The sequence below is a fragment of the Actinoplanes sp. NPDC051411 genome (genome assembly GCF_040682075.1).
Classification (GTDB): domain Bacteria; phylum Actinomycetota; class Actinomycetes; order Mycobacteriales; family Micromonosporaceae; genus Actinoplanes.
Window position 1 is genome coordinate 1 of record NZ_JBFBAD010000073.1, and the last position, 18,496, is coordinate 18,496.

Consider the following 18,496-nt stretch of genomic DNA (forward strand, 5'->3'; position numbering starts at 1 on the left):
TCTGACGCCCGCGGGGTTTGCGGGTGGCGGAACCCAGGTGCCATGACACCGGGCCCAAAAGGCAATCGCCCGCGGAGCGAAGCGGAGCCGGCAAACACAGCCGGCCAGCACAGCCGGCCACAGCCGGCCACAGCCGGCCACAGCCGGCCAGCACAGTCAGCCAGTACAGCTGGCCGCCGCAGGAGGGCGCCGTGGCCGCGGCGCCTTCCTGCGACGGCGTCTCGAGGAGGGTCTGAAGGCTCCCGTCGCCGCGAATGGGAGCGCTCCCATAATTGACTCAAAGATCGGTCACTGTCAACACGAAGTTTCCAGGGCTTGACAGGGATATGACGGGGGCCGGACGCTCTTGGGAGCGCTCCCATGTTTACGTGCGTCAATGGAAGGTGCCGGAATGAGAAGGTCGAGCATCGGCGCGACGGTCGCCGCTGCGCTTCTGGGAGCGACGACAGCCCTTGTCGTGGCCCAGCCGAACGTGGCCACGGCGGCCGCGGCCGAGCCCTACACCTGGAAAAACGTTCGTATCGACGGCGGCGGATTCGTCCCCTCGATCGTCTTCAACCCGGGCGAGAAGAACCTCATCTACGCCCGCACCGACATCGGCGGGGCCTACCGGTGGAACGAATCGGCCCAGAGCTGGACCCCGCTGCTCGACTGGGTGGGCCAGGACAACTGGGGCTACAACGGCGTGCTGAGCATCGCCCCCGACCCGGTGCAGACCAACCGGGTCTACGCGGCCGTCGGCATGTACACCAACGACTGGGACCCCAACAACGGCGCGATCCTGCGCTCGTCCGACAAGGGCAGCACCTGGCAGATCACCAAGCTGCCGTTCAAGAACGGCGGCAACATGCCCGGCCGGGGCATGGGCGAGCGGCTCGCGGTCGACCCGCACGACGACAGCCACGTCTACTTCGCCGCCGAGGGCGGCAACGGCCTGTGGCGCAGCACCGACTACGGCGCGACCTGGGCGAAGGTCACCAACTTCCCGAACGCCGGCAACTACGTGCAGGACCCGGCCGACACCAACCACTACCTGGACCAGAACCAGGGCCTGACCTGGGTCACGTTCGGCGCGGCCAACCAGATCTACGTGGGCGTCGCCGACAAGGACAACCCGGTCTACCGGTCGCTCGACAACGGAACGACATGGCAGCGCATCGCGAACGAGCCGACCGGATTCCTCGCCCACAAGGGCGTCATCCAGGGCAATTACCTGTACATCGCGACCAGCGACACCGGTGGACCGTACGACGGCGGCGCCGGACAGGTACAAAGACTTGACCTCACCACCGGCGTCTGGACCGACATCTCGCCGACCAAGGCCGCCGACTCGCCCTACTACGGCTACTCCGGGTTGACCGTCGACACGCTGCACCCGGGCACGCTGATGGTCGCCACCCAGATCTCCTGGTGGCCCGACGCGATCTTCTTCCGGAGCACCGACTACGGCGCGACCTGGACCCGCATCTGGGACTTCACCAGCTATCCGAGCGTCTCCAAGCGCTACACCATGGACATCTCGGCCGACCCGTGGCTCGACTTCAACACCAACCCGCAGCCCCCGGAGTCGACCCCGAAGCTCGGCTGGATGAACGAGTCCCTCGCGATCGACCCGTTCAACTCCGACCGGATGCTCTACGGCACCGGAGCGACCCTCTACGGCACCACCCAGCTGACCAACTGGGACAAGAACACCACGTTCACGATCAAGCCGATGGCCAAGGGCATCGAGGAGACCGCGGTCCTCGACCTGGCCAGCCCGCCGAGCGGCGCGCCGCTGGTCAGCGCGCTCGGCGACATCAGCGGCTTCTACCACGCCAATCTGGACGCGGTGCAGCCCAGCTTCCACGACACCCCGAGCCTGACCAGCAACACCGGCCTCGACTTCGCCGAGCTGAGCCCGAGCTTCTTCGTGCGGGTCGGCAACGCGGACGCGGCCCCGCACATCGGCATCTCCAACGACGGCGGCAAGACCTGGTATCAGGGCCAGGAGCCGTCCGGGGTCACCGGCGGCGGCACGGTCGCGGTCGGCGCCGACGCCAACTCCGTCGTCTGGGCGCCGGCCGGCACCGGCGTCTACTACAGCACCACCCGGGGCAGCACCTGGTCGGCGTCGACCGGCCTCCCGGCCGGAGCGCTGGTCGAATCGGACCGGGTCAACCCCAAAACCTTCTATGCGTACGCGGCGGGCAAGTTCTACACCAGCACGGACGGCGGGGCCACCTTTGCCACTTCGGCGGCCGCCATGCCCGCGGACGGACGCGTACATCTGAAGGCCGTGCCCGGCGCGGCCGGAGAGGTCTGGCTGGCCGGAAGCACCGGTCTGCTCCGCTCGACCGACTCGGGGGCCACGTTCAGCAAGGTGTCGTCGGTGACCTCGGGCGTCAACGTCGCCTTCGGCAAGGCCGCCCCGGGCGCGAGCCACCCGGCCGTCTTCCTGGTCGGCACCGTCGGCGGGGTGACCGGCGTGTTCCGCTCCGACGACACCGGCACGTCGTGGGTGCGGATCAACGACGACGCCCACCAGTACGGCAACGCGGGCGACGCGCTGGCCGGTGACCCGCGGGTCTACGGCCGGGTCTATCTCGGCACCAACGGCCGCGGCATCCTCTACGCCGACCGCCAGGGCGGCGCCACGTTGACGCCCCCGACCGGTGACATGACCACGCATCCCACCACGCCGGCGACCACGCCTGCCACCACGCCTCCCACCACGCCCGCGACCCCGCCGACGACGAAGCCGACCACTGCGCCGCCCGGCGGCGGCTGCACGGCCACGTACGAGATCACCGGGTCGTGGGGCGGCGGCTTCCAGGGGTCGGTGACGGTCAAGAACACCGGCACGGTCGCCACCAGGTCGTGGACGGTCGGCTGGACCTTCACCGCCGGCCAGACCGTCACGCAGTCGTGGGGCGGCACCGCCACCCAGTCCGGCACCGCCGTGACGGTCAAGGACGCCGGCTACAACGCGGTCCTCGCGGCCGGCGCCACCACCACCTTCGGATTCCTCGGCAACCTGCCCTCGACCAGCAACCCCGCGCCGTCCCCGGTCACCTGCACACCCGCTACCTGACGCTCGCACGCGGATGAGCCGGAACCCGGGTGCGGGGACGCCCGGGCTCCGGCCCATCGGAAAGGAGGCCCTGGCCGGCGAGCTCCTGGCCGTCACTCGCGCGCCCACACCCGTACCGAGAAAGGCGCCGCCGTCCCCGGCGCCGAGCCGACCCTCCCTCCTTTGTTCCTGAAAGGCCGACGATGAGAATCCTGCGATACGCGGTGGCCGCGCTCCTGGCCGTCACGGCCGGGCTGCTGATCGCGCCCAATGCCGCCTCCGCGCACGGCGCCATGATGATGCCGGGCAGCCGGACCTACCTCTGCTACCTGGACGGGCACGATCCGGTGACCGGCCAGATCATCCCGCACAACGCCGCCTGCGCGGCCGCGGTCGCCAAGAGCGGCCCGACCTCGCTCTACAACTGGTTCGCCGTGCTCCGCTCGGACGGCGCCGGCCGGGTGAACGGCTTCCTGGCCGACGGCACGCTGTGCAGCGGCGGGACGGGCGGGCCGTACGACTTCACCGGCTACAACCTGGCCCGTAACGACTGGCCGGTCACCCACCTGACCTCCGGGTCGACGGTGGAGATCGACTACAACGACTGGGCGAAGCACCCGGGCACGTTCTCGCTCTACGTCACCAAGGACGGGTACGACCCGACCAAGCCGCTGGCCTGGAGCGACCTCGACCCGACGCCGTTCTCCCAGTCCACCAACCCGCCGGCCAACGGCGGGCCGGGCAGCGACACCGGGCACTACTACTGGACGGCCAAGCTGCCCTCCGGCAAGACCGGCCCGCATCTGATCTATTCGGTCTGGTCGCGCTCGGACAGCACGGAGACCTTCTACGGCTGCTCCGACGTCGTCTTCGACGGCGGCCACGGTGAGGTCACCGGCGTCGGCACCGGGGGGACCCAGACCCCGCCGCCCACCCAGCCGACGACTCCGCCGCCGACCGGGCCGACCACCGGGCCGACCACCGGTCCGACCACTCCGCCGCCCACCTCCAGCGGCTGCCTCGCCATGTATTCGATCGACAACACCTGGAGCGGCGGCTTCCAGGCGACGGTCATGGTGCACTCGACCGACACGGCGCTCAGCCACTGGACGGTCAACTGGACCTGGCCCGGCACGCAGACGCTGGCTCAGGCCTGGAACGGCACCGCGAGCAGCAGCGGCTCGCTGGTCACGGTCAAGAACGCCAGCTGGAACGGCACCGTTGCGGCCGGCGACTACACGACGTTCGGGATCCTCGGCAACGGCACCGCGCCGCCGAGCGTCAACAACCTCACCTGCAGTACTGCCTGATTTTCGTCGGGCTTTTCGAAACGGCGGCCCGTTCCGGTCACTCGAACCGGGACGGGTCGCCGGCGCCGACCCGCAACACCTCGGCTTCGCCGTCGGAAAGATCGATCACGGTGGTCGGCTCGGTTCCGCTCTCGCCGTCGATCACCGCATCGAGTACGTGGTCGAGCGTCTCCTTGATCTCCCAGCCCATGGTCATCGGCTCGTCCTCGCCCGGCAGCAGCAGGGTGCTCGACACCAGGGGCTCGCCCAGCTCGTCGAGCAGCGCCTGGGTCACGACGTGCTCGGGGATGCGCACCCCGACCGTACGTTTCCTGGGGTGCAGCAGGCGCCGGGGCACCTCCCGGGTGGCCGGCAGGATGAACGTGTAGGGCCCGGGGGTGGACGCCTTGACCGCCCGGAACGACGCGTTGTTGATCTGCACGAACTGGCCCATCTGGGCGAAGTCGCGGCACATCAGCGTGAAGTGGTGCCGGTCGTCGAGGTGGCGGATCTCGCGGATCCGGTCGAGACCGTCCTTGTTGCCGATCCGGCAGCCGAGCGCGAAACAGGAGTCGGTCGGGTAGGCGATCACGCCGTCGTCGCGCACGATGTCGATGACCTGCCGGATCGCGCGGGACTGGGGATTTTCCGGATGTACGTCGAAATACTTCGCCACTCGCATCAGCTTAGGTGCCACCGGATCACGACTGGCCGTGTCCCCGCCGTTTCCGGCCGGGAAGAGTCGTCCTCGTGCGAAACGTGGCTGTGCTGCTCCCGGCGACCGTGCGTTCGTTCGAGCTGGCCGTCTTCGCCGAGGTCTTCGGCCGACCGCCCACGATCGACTACGCGGTGGCCTCGGAGCACCCGGGCGTGCCCGTGCCGGCCCCCGGAGGCCTGGCCGTCACGCCCGCCGCGGGCCTGGAGCGCCTGGCCGTCGCCGACCTGATCGCCCTGGTGCCGCCAGCCGGCGCGGTCCGCGAGGTGAGCCCGGCCGTCAGCGAGGCACTGCACGCGGCGGTCGCCCGGGGCGCCCGGGTGGTCGCGGTCTGCTCGGCCGCCTTCACCCTCGCCGCGACGGGTCTGCTCGACGGCCGCACGATCGCCGTCCACTCCTCCTGTGCCGGCCGGTTGACCGACTGGTTTCCGGCGGTCCGGGCCGACACCTCGGTCCTCTACCGCGACGACGACCCGTTCTTCACCTCGGCGGGCTCCGGCGCCGCCCTCGACCTGTGCCTGCATGTGCTGGCCAAGGACCACGGCGCCGCGGCGGCGGCCGAGGTCGGCCGCGGCATGCTGGTCGCCCCGCATCGGATGCCCTGGTTGAGGACGCGCTCGGACGCCGGCATCGGCCGGCTCCTCGAGTGGGCGATCGGCAACCTGCACGAGGACCTGTCGATCGACGTGATGGCCCGGCAGGCCCTGCTCTCGCGCCGCTCGCTGGCCCGGCGCTTCCGCGAGGCGACCGGCACCACGCCGTACGCCTGGGTGCTCGAGCAGCGGGTGCGGCTCGCCCAGCAGCTGCTGGAACGCGACCCGGACCTGGGCGTCGAGGACGCGGCGGCCCGCGCCGGCTTCAGCTCGGCGGCGTTGCTCCGTCAGCACTTCCAGCGCCGGTTCGGCTGTTCCCCGACCGAATACCGCGCTCGGTTCGCGCCGTCATCGCGCTGACGACCGCGGCCATGTCGGCCTTGCCGAGCCCGAGCCCCTCGGTCTCGGCGAACAACTCCTGACAGACGTCGAGCAGGGGAGAAGCGATGCCCCGTTCGCGGGCCGCCGCCGTGATCAGCCGGTTGTTGTAGTGCACGTCGGCGATCGCCGCCTGAGCCGGGAAGTCCCGGTCGACGAGCATGTCCGCCTTGCCCCGCGAGACGAAGCTGGCCATCGGCCCGGCGTCGAGCACGTCGCGCAGCAGGGCCGGGTCGAGCCCGTACCCCTCGGCGAAGTGGAACGACTCGGCCAGCCCGGCGACCATGCTGATCAGGAACGTGTTGACGGCCAGCTTCATCAGCAGCGCGTTGGGCACCGGTCCGCAGTCCACGGCCTGGCGGACCATGGGGGCGATGAGTGTCCTTATGCGCGCGGCCTCCTCGCCGGCCACCATGGCGACCAGTTGCGCGTTCTCGGCCGGCACCCGGCTGCCCGAGACCGGCGCCTCGACGTAGCTGCCGCCGGCTTCCTTGACCGCCCGTTCGAGCCCGGCCGAGTATTCGGGCGAGGTCGTGCCCATGGGCACGATCGTGTGGCCGTTGACGAGGCGCTCGAACTCCGCGGTGCGGCGACCGAGCACCTCGTCGATGACGTCGCCGTTGGCCAGCATCATCAGGACGGTCCCGGCCTTGTCGAAGACCTCGGCCACGCTGCGGGCCTGTTCCGCCCCATCGAGTGGCACACCCGACCGCGTCCATGACACCAGGCTGACACCGGCCCTGAGTAGGTTCGTTGCCATCGGCCGACCCATGACTCCGAGCCCCAGAAACCCCACACTCATGACCGAAAGATTATGGCTCCGCCTTCGCCGGGGCCGCAGCAATCGTGCGCCGGATCCGCGCCAATCATTCCGGTTCCCCGTCCTCCGATTCCTGGCCGTCCTCCTCGTCCGACAAGGGGACATAGACCACGCTGAGCCGGCCGGTCCACCGAGCGTGGATCCGGCCGCCCGGGCCGGCGACCGTCACGCCGTGGGTGCGGTCGGGGTCGGTCGCGGCCGGCGGGGGGAACGCGCGGTGGAGCCACTCGACGAAGGTGCCGTCCACGTCTCTGGAGCCGAGCACCAGGCTGAGGGCGTCCATGATCCCGCCGACATAGTGCTCGGGCTCGTCGTCGGGCAGCAGCACCGACAGCGCCGTCTCCATCACCAGGCGGGCGTCCGACTCCTCGCTCGCGCCGTGGGGCACCTGCGTGAGGTCGCCGATCCGCCGCCAGAAGGGAATGAGCGCATAGACCAGCTCCCGGGCGTCGATCGCGGTCTGGGCGAAGGCCGACTTGCGCAGCGACCGGCCGGTGTCGCTCTCGGCCGGCATGACGGCGTCGCGGGCCGCGCGCTCGACCGGATCGGAGGGCTGCGGCCGGTCCTCGAACGGCCACGGGAGCGAGCGGATGACACTGACCGGCGAACCGTCCTCGACCCGGATCAGCAGGCGGGCCGGCCGGTCGTCGAGCTCCCACCCGACCCGGAAGGCCTTCCACATCCGCCGGCCGTCCTCGTAGTCGAGCTGGCCCATCCAGAGCAGAGCCTGTCGCCGCCAGTTCACGACGACCGGCTCGCCGACCAGCTCGACGACGTCGACCGGGCCGTCGGAGAGCAGCACGGCCAGGCTGACCAGGTTGGCCGAGAACGCCGCCTGCCGGGTGGCAAGCGTTCGGCGGACCGGCTCGTAATCGGCGAGCGACCAGGTCGGCTGGGGATAGCCGGCGTCCGGGAGGAGCTGGAGGACCAGGTCGCGGCAGGCCGCCCGCACCGCGGGGGGAAGCTGGGCGATCATCGCCTGGCCGAACTCCCAGAGCGGCGCCCGGCGGGTGATCGAGACGAACGAGGTCAGGGCGTGGAAATAGCCCGCGTCGAGCGCGCCCCGGGTGCGGCCCTTCCGGAACGCGTTCTCCTCGGCCAGCTCGACCAGGGCGGCGACGATCTGTCTCGCGCCCAGGAACTCGCCGAAGGTGGCGTGCAGAAACTCGTAGCTGCGCTCGACGACGCCGGTGCCGGTCGTCGCCTGGGAGTCGTGGACGAAGAAGAACCGGCCGACCAGCATCTGGGCCGGAGTGAGCGGGCGCCCGCCCGACGAGGCGGTGCGGTCCGGGGCGGTCAGCAGGAGCGGCAGGTCGGCGTCCAGCTCGGCGTCGGTGACGACGTCGCGGCCGCGGTTGTGCATGGCGATCGCCACCGCGGAGAGGCGCCGCCACTCCGACTCGACCGCGGCCGCCCGCTGCTCGGCCGACTGCCGGGTGTCGAACTTGGCGACCTGCCGCTCGAAGAAGTCGGCGAAGAGGCGCTCGTAGAGCTCGGTGCGGCCCAGCCCGCCGCCGAGCGACTGCAGGTGGTTGGCCTGGCCGTCGTAGAGCGCCAGCAGCAGCAGGAGCAGCGGCTGCTCGGCCAGCTCGCGGTGCGCCAGCACGGACTCGAGCGCGAGGGGGCGGAGGCCACGTTCGGTGAACCGCGCGGCGTTGCTCCGGTTCCAGATCGAGAGCCAGTGGCCGATCTGCTCGTCGGAGAACGGTTCGAGCCGGACGACCGCGGTGTTCCGGGGGAAGCGGGCCCGGTCGGCGACCACGGTCCGGCTGGTCACCAGCATCGCGAGCGGGCGGCCGAGTTCCTGTTCGCGCTCCTGGAACCGGCTGAGCTGCTCCAGATAGTCGGCCCAGTTCTGCCCGGTCGCCTGGAGCAACTCGTCGAAACCGTCCATCATCACCACCGGCAGCGCGGTCCCGGCCCGGCGGACCAGTTCCGGCCACGTGACCTGTTCGCCCAGTTCGGCATAGATCGCCTCCTCGATCTGGGACTGCACCGGGGCGTCCGAGCGCACGTTGCGGAGCTCGACGCGTACGGGAAGGAAGTCGGCCTCGGTGAGCCGGGCCGCCAGACGGCGGGTGAGCACCGATTTGCCCGATCCGGGCTGGCCCAGCACGACCAGCGGGCGATCGGTCGCCTCCGGGCTGGTCAGGTGGGCGAGGGCGAAGGCCTGGACGTCCGGCACGGCCGCCGTCGGATGGTCCTGCCACCAGCGCTCGGTGGACGGCACGTCGTCCGGCCCCGCCGTCGCGACCAGCCCGCTCGGCTCGATGTAGCCCTTGGCCAGGGTCGGCAGCACCAGCCCGGCCGGGGTGTCGGCCGCCTTGAGGATCGGCTGGTCGAGGCGAGCCCGATAGAGCTGGGTCAGCCCGGACCGTGCCGCGTCGGCCGCCGACCGCAGGCCCCGCACCGCGTCGAGGACATCGCCGACCAGCAGCCGGGTGGCCTCCGACGACGTCATGTCGGACCAGAGCCGGAACTCGGGGATCTCGGCCGCCAGCCTCCGGTAGGCCGCGGTGTAGTGCCGGACCGCCGCGCCGGCCAGGTCGGCGGCGTCCCGGTAGGCCTTGACCGCCCCGAACGCCCGCAGCCCGCCCAGAAACTCGAACGTCGCGTTGCCCAGCTCCAGATAGAAGTGGGTGAGCGGCTTGTGGAACTGCTCGAACGGCTGGCGCGGCGAGGGCGCCGGGGCGGGCCGCTCGATCAGCACCGTCACCATCTCGGCGAACGACGACACCGGCCAGGCGTGCGCGGTCACCGCGACCTGCTCGGCGGCGGTCATCCGGGCGTCCTCGAGGCTGAAGCCGCGCGCGCCCAGCCACTCGTCGAGGGCGTCGAAGAAGGCGACCAGCACGATCACGCTGTGCGCGGCCAGCAGCTTGTCGGTGCGGTCGAACCGGCCCAGCCCCTCGACCCGGTCGCGCCACAGCCGGACGGCGCCCTGGCCCCAGACGACCATCTGGTCGCGGAGGGCGAAGAGGTCGACGGCGCTCGCGGTGCCGGCCGCCAGGCCGGCGGCCCCCACGCCGGCGGCCTGTCCCAGAGCGCCCACGAGCGGCGAGTCACCGTCGAGCAGCTTCACGGCGTCGGCAAAGGACAGTCCCCGGGATCGCATGACCCATCGTTCTACACGATCAGGTCGCCCAGGCCGACCAGGTGGAGGAGGCGGCCCAGGTGGCGGGTGGGCTGAGCGAGGCGGAGTCGCCGGCCGCCCCGGTGCAGGCGCTCGGCGGCGGCCGCGAGGGCGCGCAGACCGGCCGCGTCGATGAAGGTGAGTTCGCTAAGGTCGACGACGAGGTCGCGATCGGTGTCGATCCCACGTTCGAGGGCCTGCTCGAAGGCAGCCATCGTCGCCAGGTCGACCTCGCCGCGCGGATGCAGTGTCGTCATACCGGAAGAGCGCGGAACGGCAGTGAACTGTTACACCTGAACTTTTCCCCTCCTGAAACGACTAACCAGTTATGCAGACGCAATCCGTGACCGAGGCCATCGAGGCCGACACCATGTACGAGTACGGCCGGTGCGCGCCCACGGACGTGCTGGGTGTCGGCCTGGCCCGGATCGGCGGCGGGGTCGCCGTGTCGATGCGTAACGACCCGACCCGCTACTGGAGCAAGGCGCTGGGCTTCACCGCGCCGGTCACGGCCGACCTGATCGACGAGGTGCTCGACTTCTATCGCAAGGAGGGCAACCCGCACGCCGTCCTGCAGATCGCACCCGACCGGCTGCCCGCCGACTGGGACGAGATCTGCGCGGCCCGCGGCATCCGGGCCGGGTCGGAGTGGGTCAAGCTGGCGGCCGCGGTCCGCGACCTGCCGGTCGCCGCCGACGGCCCGTTGCGGGTCGCCCGGGTCACCGAGCAGGACGCCGAGCAGTGGGCCAGGGTCGTGACCACCGCCTTCGGCATGACCCAGGCCGGCCTGCCGGAGATGCTGGCGGCCACCGTGGGCAACCCGCGCTTCCATCCGTACGCCGTCTGGGCCGGCGACAGCATCGTCGCCGGCGCCAACCTGTTCATCGCCGGCGCCGTCGCCTCGCTGAACGCGGCCGCGACGGCGCCCGAGTTCCGGGGGCGCGGCGCCCAGACCGCCCTGATCCACGCCCGGATCGAGGCGGCGCGGGCGGCCGGCTGCCGGCTCGTGGTCAGCGAGACCGGCAAGCCCGCCCCGGGCGAGGGCAACCGCTCGCTCAACAACATGCGGCGGGCCGGCCTCCAGCCGTGCTACCCGCGGCGCAACTGGATCTGGTCCGGTCAGGAACGGTAGCGCCCGTCGAACCGCTCGCCCCGGCCGGTCTCGGTGAAGCTGAGCCCGACCGGCGAGCCGTCCTCGACGATCCAGTGCAGGGCGTAGGTCGCGCGGTACGCGGGCGGCCAGAACGACGAGAACTTGCCGTCCTCGATCACCGACCACTCGCCCTCGCTGGGGCGGCCGCCCTCGACGTACGTCGTCCGGCCGTCGGCGGTGAAGACCTGGGTCGCGCCGTCGCCGAAGACCAGGGTTCCGGCCGTCAGCGCCGCCGGCATGTCGGCGGCGGCGACCGGTTCTCCGTCGTTGTGGGGCCGGGTCATCACGTGTCCTTCCGTAGTTTCGAATACTTCACCGTCTGCGTCCCCGACCCGGCCGATTCTTACGGCGGGTCACCTGACTCCTCCCATCAGCCGGCTCAGGGGGCGGCTGATGGCGAGGAGGATCAGGCCCAGCACGACGGCGATCGCGCCCAGAACGCCGAAGTAGGCGACCTCATGGTCCTCGCTGTAGTAGGTCGCCAGGGTGCCCGACATCGCCGTGCCCAGGGCGACCGAAAGGAAGAACAGGGCGACCATCTGGGTCTGGAAGGCCTGCGGCGCCAACTTGGTCGACAGCGACAGGCCGACCGGGGAGAGCAGCAGCTCGGCGATCGTGAAGACCAGGATGATGCCGGTCAGGCCGAGCAGCGGCACCCCGCCCGGGCCGGTCCCCGAAAACGGCAGGAACAGCAGGAACGCCACGCCCATCACGATCGTGCCGGCGGCGAACTTCACCGGGGTCGTGGGCTGCCGGGGGCCGAGCCGCGACCAGAGGGCGGCGAACACCCCGGACAGGATGATGATGAAGACCGGGTTGATCGACTGCACCCAGGAGACCGGCATCGTCCAGCCGAACAGGTCACGGTCGAGCCGCTTGTCCGAATAGACCGTGACAACGGTGAATTGCTGCTGGTAGAGCGACCAGAAGGCGGCGCTGGCGATGAACATCGGGATGAACGCGTAGACCCGCTTGCGCTCCACCGCGTCGATCCGCCGCGAAGTCAGGATGACCGCGAAATAGGCGACAGCGGCGACGATGCTGAGAACGACCACGATCGTCGACAGGTGAGCGGCCGGGATCAGCCCGGCCAACGCCAGACCGGCGACGACGACCACGACCACGGCCGCGCCGAGCGCGACCGGAAGGCGCCGGTTCGGGGGCAGCGGATTCGCGACCTCCGTCGCCTTCCCGGAGAGGGCCCGCCGCCCGATCGAATACTGGACGAGACCGATCGCCATCCCGAGCGCGGCCAGCCCGAACCCCCAGTGGAACCCGGCATCCTTCTGCAACAGCCCGGTCAGCAGCGGCCCGACCAGCGCACCCAGGTTGATGCCGAGGTAGAAGAGCGAGAACCCGGCGTCCCGCCGGTCGTCACCCGGCTCGTAGAGCGTGCCCACGATCGCCGTCGCGGTCGCCTTCACCCCGCCGCTGCCCAGCGCGATCAGGATCAACCCGGTCGCCACGCCGCCCAGCCCGGGAATCAGCGCCAGACCCAGATGCCCGCACATGACCAGGATCGCGCTGCCGAACAGCACCCGCTCGGGCCCGAACAGCCGGTCGGCCAGCCACGCCCCGACCACGGTGGCCAGATAGACCGACCCGCCGTACGCCCCGACGATGCTGGTCGCGGTGTCCTGATCGATGCCGAGCCCGCCGCGCGACGTCTCGTAATACAGGTAGATCAGCAGAATGCCCTGCATGCCGTAGAAAGAAAACCGTTCCCACAGCTCCACGCCGAAGAGATTGGCCAGAACCCGGGGCTGCCCGAAGAATGTCCGCTCGCTCATGAAGCGTCACTACCCATTCACACCCGCCGCGCACCGGGCGATGCGCCGCCCCGGGCCGGCCACCGACTTCACGGCCCCCTTCGGCACGCCGGTTGCGGTCGGCGTGCCGCGTGGTCTCGGCTTCAGACGACGTGATGGTCGGGAACGCCCCCAGCTCGCCGCGCATCCGCTGGTCGCCCGGCCGACGCCAACGTCGTGGCCACCGCCCGCCGCACCACGACGACTACATCGTCGGGGCGCGCCCTGCGTCTTGGCCGCCGAGCGCCGTCACTTCGGCGGTGGCGCCGGGTGCTGTCGTTTCGGCGGGGACGCCGGGTGCTGTCGCTTCGGCGGTGGGGTCGGGTGCTGTCGCTTCGGCGGTGGCGCCGCGTGCTGCCGCCACCCGCAGCTGCAGCACCACGCCGTCGCCCCGCTTCGGCGGGGGCGCCGCCACGCGCCGCTACCTCGACGGCGCCACCGCCCCGGCTCCTGGAGCAGATCGGCCGCTGGGCCGACGCCGAGACCGGCCTGCGGCACCGGCTCGGCCCCCGGCCCCCGATGCCGGTCCCGGCCAGCGGCCGACCAGGACGACATCGTCACCGCGATCTCCCACGAGGGCCGAACGCCGCTGACCGCGGCGCGCGGCCACATCGACGTGATGGCCGAGACACTCGAGGCGATCGCGCCCGAGCTCGCGCGCTCGCGGTCGCGGAACCGAGGTCGGCGGCCGCGGTCGCCGCAACGCCGACTGGCTCTGCCGCACTCTCGACATGCTGCTGTGGGCGGCCGAGCAGCAGCGGCACCGGCCGACCGGCGAACGCGGGCTTCCCGATCCCGCCGGGCTGGTTGGCGCGGCCGCCGCGGGTGAGGATCGCCTACGCCTCGTCGCGCCGGCCGCCCGGTGCCGGCAACGGCCGACCCGCGCCTGCTCCTGATCGCGGATCTTCTTCTGGGGCCGCCGCGCCCGCCGAGTCGGCCGGCGTGACCCGCGGCGCTAGCGCTCGGTCAGCTCGCCCACCACATGCTCGGCGATCGCCAGTGACGAGGTGGCGGCGGGGGAGGGGGCGTTGCGGACCGCGGTCACCGGGCCGCGGTGGTGGATGCGGAAGTCGTCGACCAGGGAGCCGTCGGCGTCGACCGCCTGCGCCCGGACGCCCGCCCCGCCGCGTTCGACGTCGGCGACCTGGAGCTCGGGCACGTAGGACTGGGCGGCCGCGACGAACGCCCGCTTGGACGCGCTGCCGTAGAGCTCTTTGATGCCCGTACGCCAATGGCGGCGCGCCATGCGCCGGAAGCCGGACCACATCATGGTCTGCCAAAGGTCGCCGGCGGCGATGTTTCCCCAGGTGTAGCCCTCGCGGGCGAGCGCAAGCACCGCGTTGGGGCCGACCTCGACCGAACCGTCGACCCGGCGTGTCAGGTGCACGCCGAGGAACGGGTAGCGCGGGTCGGGAACCGGGTAGATCAGGCCGCGGACGAGGTCGGTGCGCTCCGGTTTGATCTTGTAGTATTCGCCGCGGAACGGCACGATCGCCGGGCCGGGGGTGTCGCCGGCCAGCTTGCTGACCCGGTCGGACTGCAGCCCGGCGCAGATGACGACCCGGTCGAAGCCGAATTCGCCGGCGGTGGTGGTCACCCGGGCGCCCTGGAGGCCGGTGACCTCGGCACCGAAGACGATCTCGCCGCCGGCCTGCCGGACGTCGTCGGCGTAGGCGTTGGCGACCGCCACGAAGTCGACGATCGCGGTGTGCGGCGAGTGCAGGGCCGCGACCCCGCGGGCGTGCGGCTCGATCTCGGTGATCTCGTCTTTCGGCACCCGGCGGAGGCCGGGGACCTCGTTGAGCCGGGAGCGCCGCTCGATCTCGTCGAGGCCGGGCACCTCGCTCTCGTCGCGGGCCACCACCAGCTTGCCGACCGCGTCGTAGGGCAGGCCGCGCTTGGCGCAGTATTCCTCGAGCAGCGTCATGCCGCGCCGGCACAGCCTCGCCTTGAGCGAGCCCGGCTGGTAATAGAGCCCGGCGTGCACGACGCCGCTGTTGTGCCCGGTCTGGTGGGCGGCGACGTGGTCCTCCTTGTCGAGGACCGTGACCGGATAGCCGAGTTCGGTCAGGCGGCGGGCGATCGCCAGACCGACGATCCCGGCCCCGACGACACCGAAGCGTGGCGGATTCGCAGACATCGGGACCAGACTAGTGATGCCTGGGTGCTCTTGGGGTAGGGAGAACGGTTGTGGAAACAGAGTTGTTCATCGGCGGTAAGTGGGTCCCCGCCTCTTCCGGTAAGCGTTTCGACGTGCTGGACCCGGCCACCGGCGACGTCATCGCGACGGTCGCCGACGGCGACGAATCGGACGCGATCGCCTCGGTGGACGCGGCGGCTGCGGCGGGTGCCGCCTGGGCGGCGACGGCTCCCCGCGTACGCGGTGAGGTACTCCGCAAAGCCTGGGAGCTGATGACCGAGCGGGCCGACGAGCTGGCCAAACTGGTCAGCCTGGAGAACGGCAAGGCGCTGGTCGACGCCAAGGGTGAGGTGGCGTACGCGGCGGAGTTCTTCCGTTGGTTCGCCGAGGAGGCCGTGCGGATCGACGGCCTGGTCAAGAACGCGCCGTCGGGGGCCAACCGCATCCTGGTCGTCCATCAGCCGGTCGGCGTCTGCGTGCTGGTCACGCCGTGGAACTTCCCGGCCGCGATGGCCACCCGCAAGATCGGCCCGGCGCTGGCCGCCGGCTGCACCGTGGTGCTCAAGCCGGCCAGCGACACCCCGCTGACCGCGCTCGCCATGGCCGGCATCCTGGCCGAGGCCGGCGTCCCCGAGGGCGTCGTCAACGTGCTGCCGTCGCGCAGCTCGGGCAAGGTCGTCTCGGCCATGCTGAAGGACCCCCGGGTCCGCAAGATCTCGTTCACCGGCTCGACCGAGGTGGGCCGCATCCTGCTCGCCCAGGCCGCCGAGAACGTCGTCAACACGTCGATGGAGCTGGGCGGCAACGCGCCGTTCCTGGTCTTCGCCGACGCCGACCTCGACGCCGCGATCGAGGGCGCCATGATCGCCAAGATGCGCAACGGCGGCGAGGCGTGCACCGCGGCCAACCGGTTCTACGTCGAGGAGCCGGTGGCCGCCGAATTCTCCCGTCGGCTCTCGGAACGGATGTCGGCCCTGGTCGTCGGCCCCGGCACCGAGGAGAAGACCCAGGTCGGGCCGCTGGTCAACGAGGAGACGGTCGCTAAGGTCGACGGCCTGGTGCGCGGCGCGCTCGACGAGGGCGCGTCGGCGACGATCGGCGGGTCGCGGCCGTCCGGCCAGGGCTTCTACTATCCGCCGACCGTCCTGACCGGGGTCGCGCCGGGCTCGGCCATCCTCCGCGAGGAGATCTTCGGCCCGGTCGCCCCGATCGTCACCTTCACCGACGAGGCGGACGCCGTGCGCATGGCCAACGACACCGAGTTCGGCCTGGTGGCCTACCTCTACACCGCCGACCTCGCCCGCGGCCTGCGGGTGGGCGAGGCGCTCGAGGCCGGCATGGTCGGCCTCAACCGGGGCCTGGTCAGCGACCCGGCGGCCCCGTTCGGCGGCGTCAAGCAGAGCGGCATCGGCCGCGAGGGCGGCCACGAGGGCCTGCTGGAATACCTGGAGTCGAAGTACATCGCAGTAAATTGGTAATAATCGGACAGGACGGCGGCGGCAGCCAGCCGCACCCGCAATCCACACGTTCCGCATCTGGGAGGCCCGGCCGACGGTCGGGCCTCTCTGGTCGGCCGTTACCGGCAGCTGATCCAGCAGGTGCGGCACGCGCTGCGGCTCGGGCTGCTCCCGGGGTGGCCCTGGCCGCGATGGCCCTGGCCGCGATGGCCCTGGCCGCGATGGCCCTGGCCGCGATGGCCCTGGCCGGGCCGACCACGCCGGTCACCCTGACCCGGGCGCGGCCCGGCGAGGCGGTCGATCACCTGATGACTCACAGCGGCGGCGACATGGAGGTCCACGGCGCGGACCCGGAGGCGCCGGGCTGGGTGATCCGCGACGACAGCCTGACTCCTTCGGGCAAGGTCTTCACCGGTCCGACCGACCGGAATGCCTGCGGCCCGAACGCCGACCGGACGGCTTGCCCCCGATGGCTTGATTCGCAGCATCTGACGCAGCGGCGATCGTACATTCCGGACAATCAGGTCTCGACCCTGCAATGGCGGGAATTGGAGGTATTAGCCGCTATATCTCTGGCGCTGGCGGCCTTTTGTGGCTGGTGGATCTGCCGGCGGGTGAATTAGCGGGCAGGCGGAAGCGGCGCGCGGTGGGCCGACCGGCCCCTGCGCGTTGCGTAGTCGGAGGATGCTTACGGACGGGAAATGAACTATTTTTCTTCCTCGTGCCGTACCCCTTGTCGGGTGCCTCGCGCTTTGGTCGATACTAGTGCGGCCTGTCGGCGCCCCCCACAGGTAGCGATCCACCCGGAAGGACTGCTCCCCAATGCGCAAGAGACTGTTGACCTTCGCGGCGGTCGGTCTGCTGGCGACGGCAACCATGACTGCGTGTGACAGTTCCGATGACCAGACCACCACCGCCGCCACGACCAGCAACACGACGGTCGGCAAAGGTGACGGCAAGGCCCGGGTCGGCGTCATCCTCCCCGACACGGTCAGTGCCCAGCGCTGGGGCTCCGCCGACCCGAAGTACCTGCAGGCTTCCTTCAAGGCCGCCAACGTCCCGGTCGAGATCGAGAACGCCCAGGGCAACCCGGCCGACTTCGTCAAGATCGCCCAAAACATGATCGACAGCGGCGTCAAGGTGCTGATCATCGCGAGCATCGACTCGGTCAGTGGCAAGGCGGCCCTCGACATCGCCCACGCCAAGAAGATCCCGACGATCGACTATGACCGGCTGACGCTCAACGGCGGCGCCGACTACTACGTCACCTTCGACGCCGGCCTGGTCGGCAACTACCAGGCGTACGCGCTGACCAAGTGCCTCCGGGACAAGGGTAAGAACAACGCGGTCATCGCCGAGGTCAACGGCTCGCCGACCGACAACAACGCCACGCTGTTCAAGGCCGGCTACGACGAGATCCTCAACAAGGCGTACGACGAGGGCACGCTGGTCAAGGGCCCGGACCAGTCGGTCACCGACTGGAAGCCCGAGATCGCCGCCACCGTCTTCGCCCAGATGCTGAGCCAGCGGCCCGACATCGGCGGCGTGCTGTCGGCCAACGACGGCATGGCCGGCGCGGTGATCAGCGTGCTGAAGAAGAAGGGCCTCGCCGGCAAGATCCCGGTCACCGGGCAGGACGCCTCGGTCGCCGGCCTGCAGGCGGTCCTCACCGGCGACCAGTGCATGACGGTCTACAAGCCGATCAAGCCGGAAGCCCAGGCCGCCGCCAACATGGCCGTCGACCTCTTCAAGGGTCAGAAGCCGCTCACCAAGGACAAGACCAAGGACCCGGAGTCGGGCGCCTACGTGCCGACCACGCTGGAGTCGCCGCAGTCGATCACGATCGACAACGTCGACGACGTGATCAAGGACGGCTTCGCCACCGTCAAGGAGATCTGCACCCCGGCCTACCAGGACGTCTGCCGCGAGCACAAACTGATCAAGTAACGGAACAGGTT

General features: G+C 70.8%; 13 protein-coding genes and 1 pseudogene. 7 read left to right on the top strand and 7 right to left on the bottom strand.

What is annotated here, in order from left to right; genetic code table 11:
- Positions 1-391: 391 nt before the first annotated feature.
- Positions 392-3,073 carry a cellulose binding domain-containing protein gene (locus tag AB0M88_RS33230; protein ID WP_364109453.1) on the top strand — a complete coding sequence of 894 codons (2,682 nt, stop codon included), beginning with the start codon at positions 392-394 and terminating at the stop codon, positions 3,071-3,073.
- Positions 3,074-3,255: 182 nt separating this feature from the next.
- Positions 3,256-4,362 (top strand): lytic polysaccharide monooxygenase, encoded by a 1,107-nt coding sequence (locus AB0M88_RS33235; protein ID WP_364109456.1) that lies wholly within the window; start codon positions 3,256-3,258, stop codon positions 4,360-4,362.
- 37 nt (positions 4,363-4,399) lie between these two features.
- Here the strand turns inward: AB0M88_RS33235 and AB0M88_RS33240 are convergent, their stop codons facing one another.
- Positions 4,400-5,017, bottom strand: coding sequence for an L-threonylcarbamoyladenylate synthase (locus AB0M88_RS33240; RefSeq protein WP_364109458.1), 618 nt, complete (start codon positions 5,015-5,017; stop codon positions 4,400-4,402).
- Between the two features lie 74 nt (positions 5,018-5,091).
- Between AB0M88_RS33240 and AB0M88_RS33245 the strand changes: the two genes are divergently transcribed.
- Complete coding sequence (locus AB0M88_RS33245) at positions 5,092-6,009, top strand: helix-turn-helix domain-containing protein (protein ID WP_364109460.1); 918 nt, start codon at positions 5,092-5,094, stop codon at positions 6,007-6,009.
- Here the strand turns inward: AB0M88_RS33245 and AB0M88_RS33250 are convergent.
- The 3 genes and pseudogenes from AB0M88_RS33250 to AB0M88_RS33260 all read right to left on the bottom strand — a co-directional run.
- A complete protein-coding gene (locus AB0M88_RS33250) occupies positions 5,915-6,829 on the bottom strand; it encodes an NAD(P)-dependent oxidoreductase (protein WP_364109462.1) in 915 nt (304 codons plus the stop codon). The two genes, AB0M88_RS33245 and AB0M88_RS33250, sit on opposite strands and share 95 nt — an antisense overlap.
- Positions 6,830-6,893: 64 nt before the next feature.
- Positions 6,894-9,962 (bottom strand): NACHT domain-containing protein, encoded by a 3,069-nt coding sequence (locus AB0M88_RS33255; protein WP_364109464.1) that lies wholly within the window; start codon positions 9,960-9,962, stop codon positions 6,894-6,896.
- An 11-nt stretch (positions 9,963-9,973) separates the two neighbouring features.
- A pseudogene (locus AB0M88_RS33260) lies at positions 9,974-10,243 on the bottom strand (anti-sigma factor antagonist); the annotation flags it as partial.
- A 65-nt stretch (positions 10,244-10,308) separates the two neighbouring features.
- Here AB0M88_RS33260 and AB0M88_RS33265 point away from each other — a divergent pair.
- Entirely contained in the window at positions 10,309-11,112 is an 804-nt protein-coding gene (locus AB0M88_RS33265) for a GNAT family N-acetyltransferase (protein ID WP_364109466.1), read from the top strand.
- Here AB0M88_RS33265 and AB0M88_RS33270 read toward each other — a convergent pair.
- From AB0M88_RS33270 to lhgO, 3 genes are all read right to left on the bottom strand, one after another.
- The gene (locus AB0M88_RS33270) at positions 11,100-11,417 is read right to left on the bottom strand and encodes a hypothetical protein (protein ID WP_364109468.1); all 318 of its coding nucleotides are present in this window, start codon (positions 11,415-11,417) and stop codon (positions 11,100-11,102) included. The two genes, AB0M88_RS33265 and AB0M88_RS33270, sit on opposite strands and share 13 nt — an antisense overlap.
- 69 nt (positions 11,418-11,486) lie before the next feature.
- Positions 11,487-12,923, bottom strand: a complete 1,437-nt coding sequence (locus AB0M88_RS33275) for a peptide MFS transporter (RefSeq protein ID WP_364109470.1) — start codon at positions 12,921-12,923, stop codon at positions 11,487-11,489.
- Between the two features lie 973 nt (positions 12,924-13,896).
- On the bottom strand, positions 13,897-15,081 hold the full coding sequence (gene lhgO / locus AB0M88_RS33280; RefSeq protein WP_364109472.1) for an L-2-hydroxyglutarate oxidase: 1,185 nt from the start codon (positions 15,079-15,081) through the stop codon (positions 13,897-13,899).
- A 50-nt stretch (positions 15,082-15,131) separates the two neighbouring features.
- On the opposite strand from lhgO, the gene AB0M88_RS33285 reads away from it, so the two are divergent.
- From AB0M88_RS33285 to AB0M88_RS33295, 3 genes are all read left to right on the top strand, one after another.
- On the top strand, positions 15,132-16,559 hold the full coding sequence (locus AB0M88_RS33285; RefSeq protein ID WP_364109474.1) for an NAD-dependent succinate-semialdehyde dehydrogenase: 1,428 nt from the start codon (positions 15,132-15,134) through the stop codon (positions 16,557-16,559).
- Positions 16,560-16,714: 155 nt separating this feature from the next.
- Positions 16,715-17,161 carry a hypothetical protein gene (locus AB0M88_RS33290; protein WP_364109476.1) on the top strand — a complete coding sequence of 149 codons (447 nt, stop codon included), beginning with the start codon at positions 16,715-16,717 and terminating at the stop codon, positions 17,159-17,161.
- 199 nt (positions 17,162-17,360) lie between these two features.
- Positions 17,361-18,485: a substrate-binding domain-containing protein gene (locus tag AB0M88_RS33295; RefSeq protein ID WP_364109478.1), complete on the top strand. Its 1,125-nt coding sequence runs from the start codon at positions 17,361-17,363 to the stop codon at positions 18,483-18,485.
- The last annotated feature ends 11 nt before the right edge of the window (positions 18,486-18,496 follow it).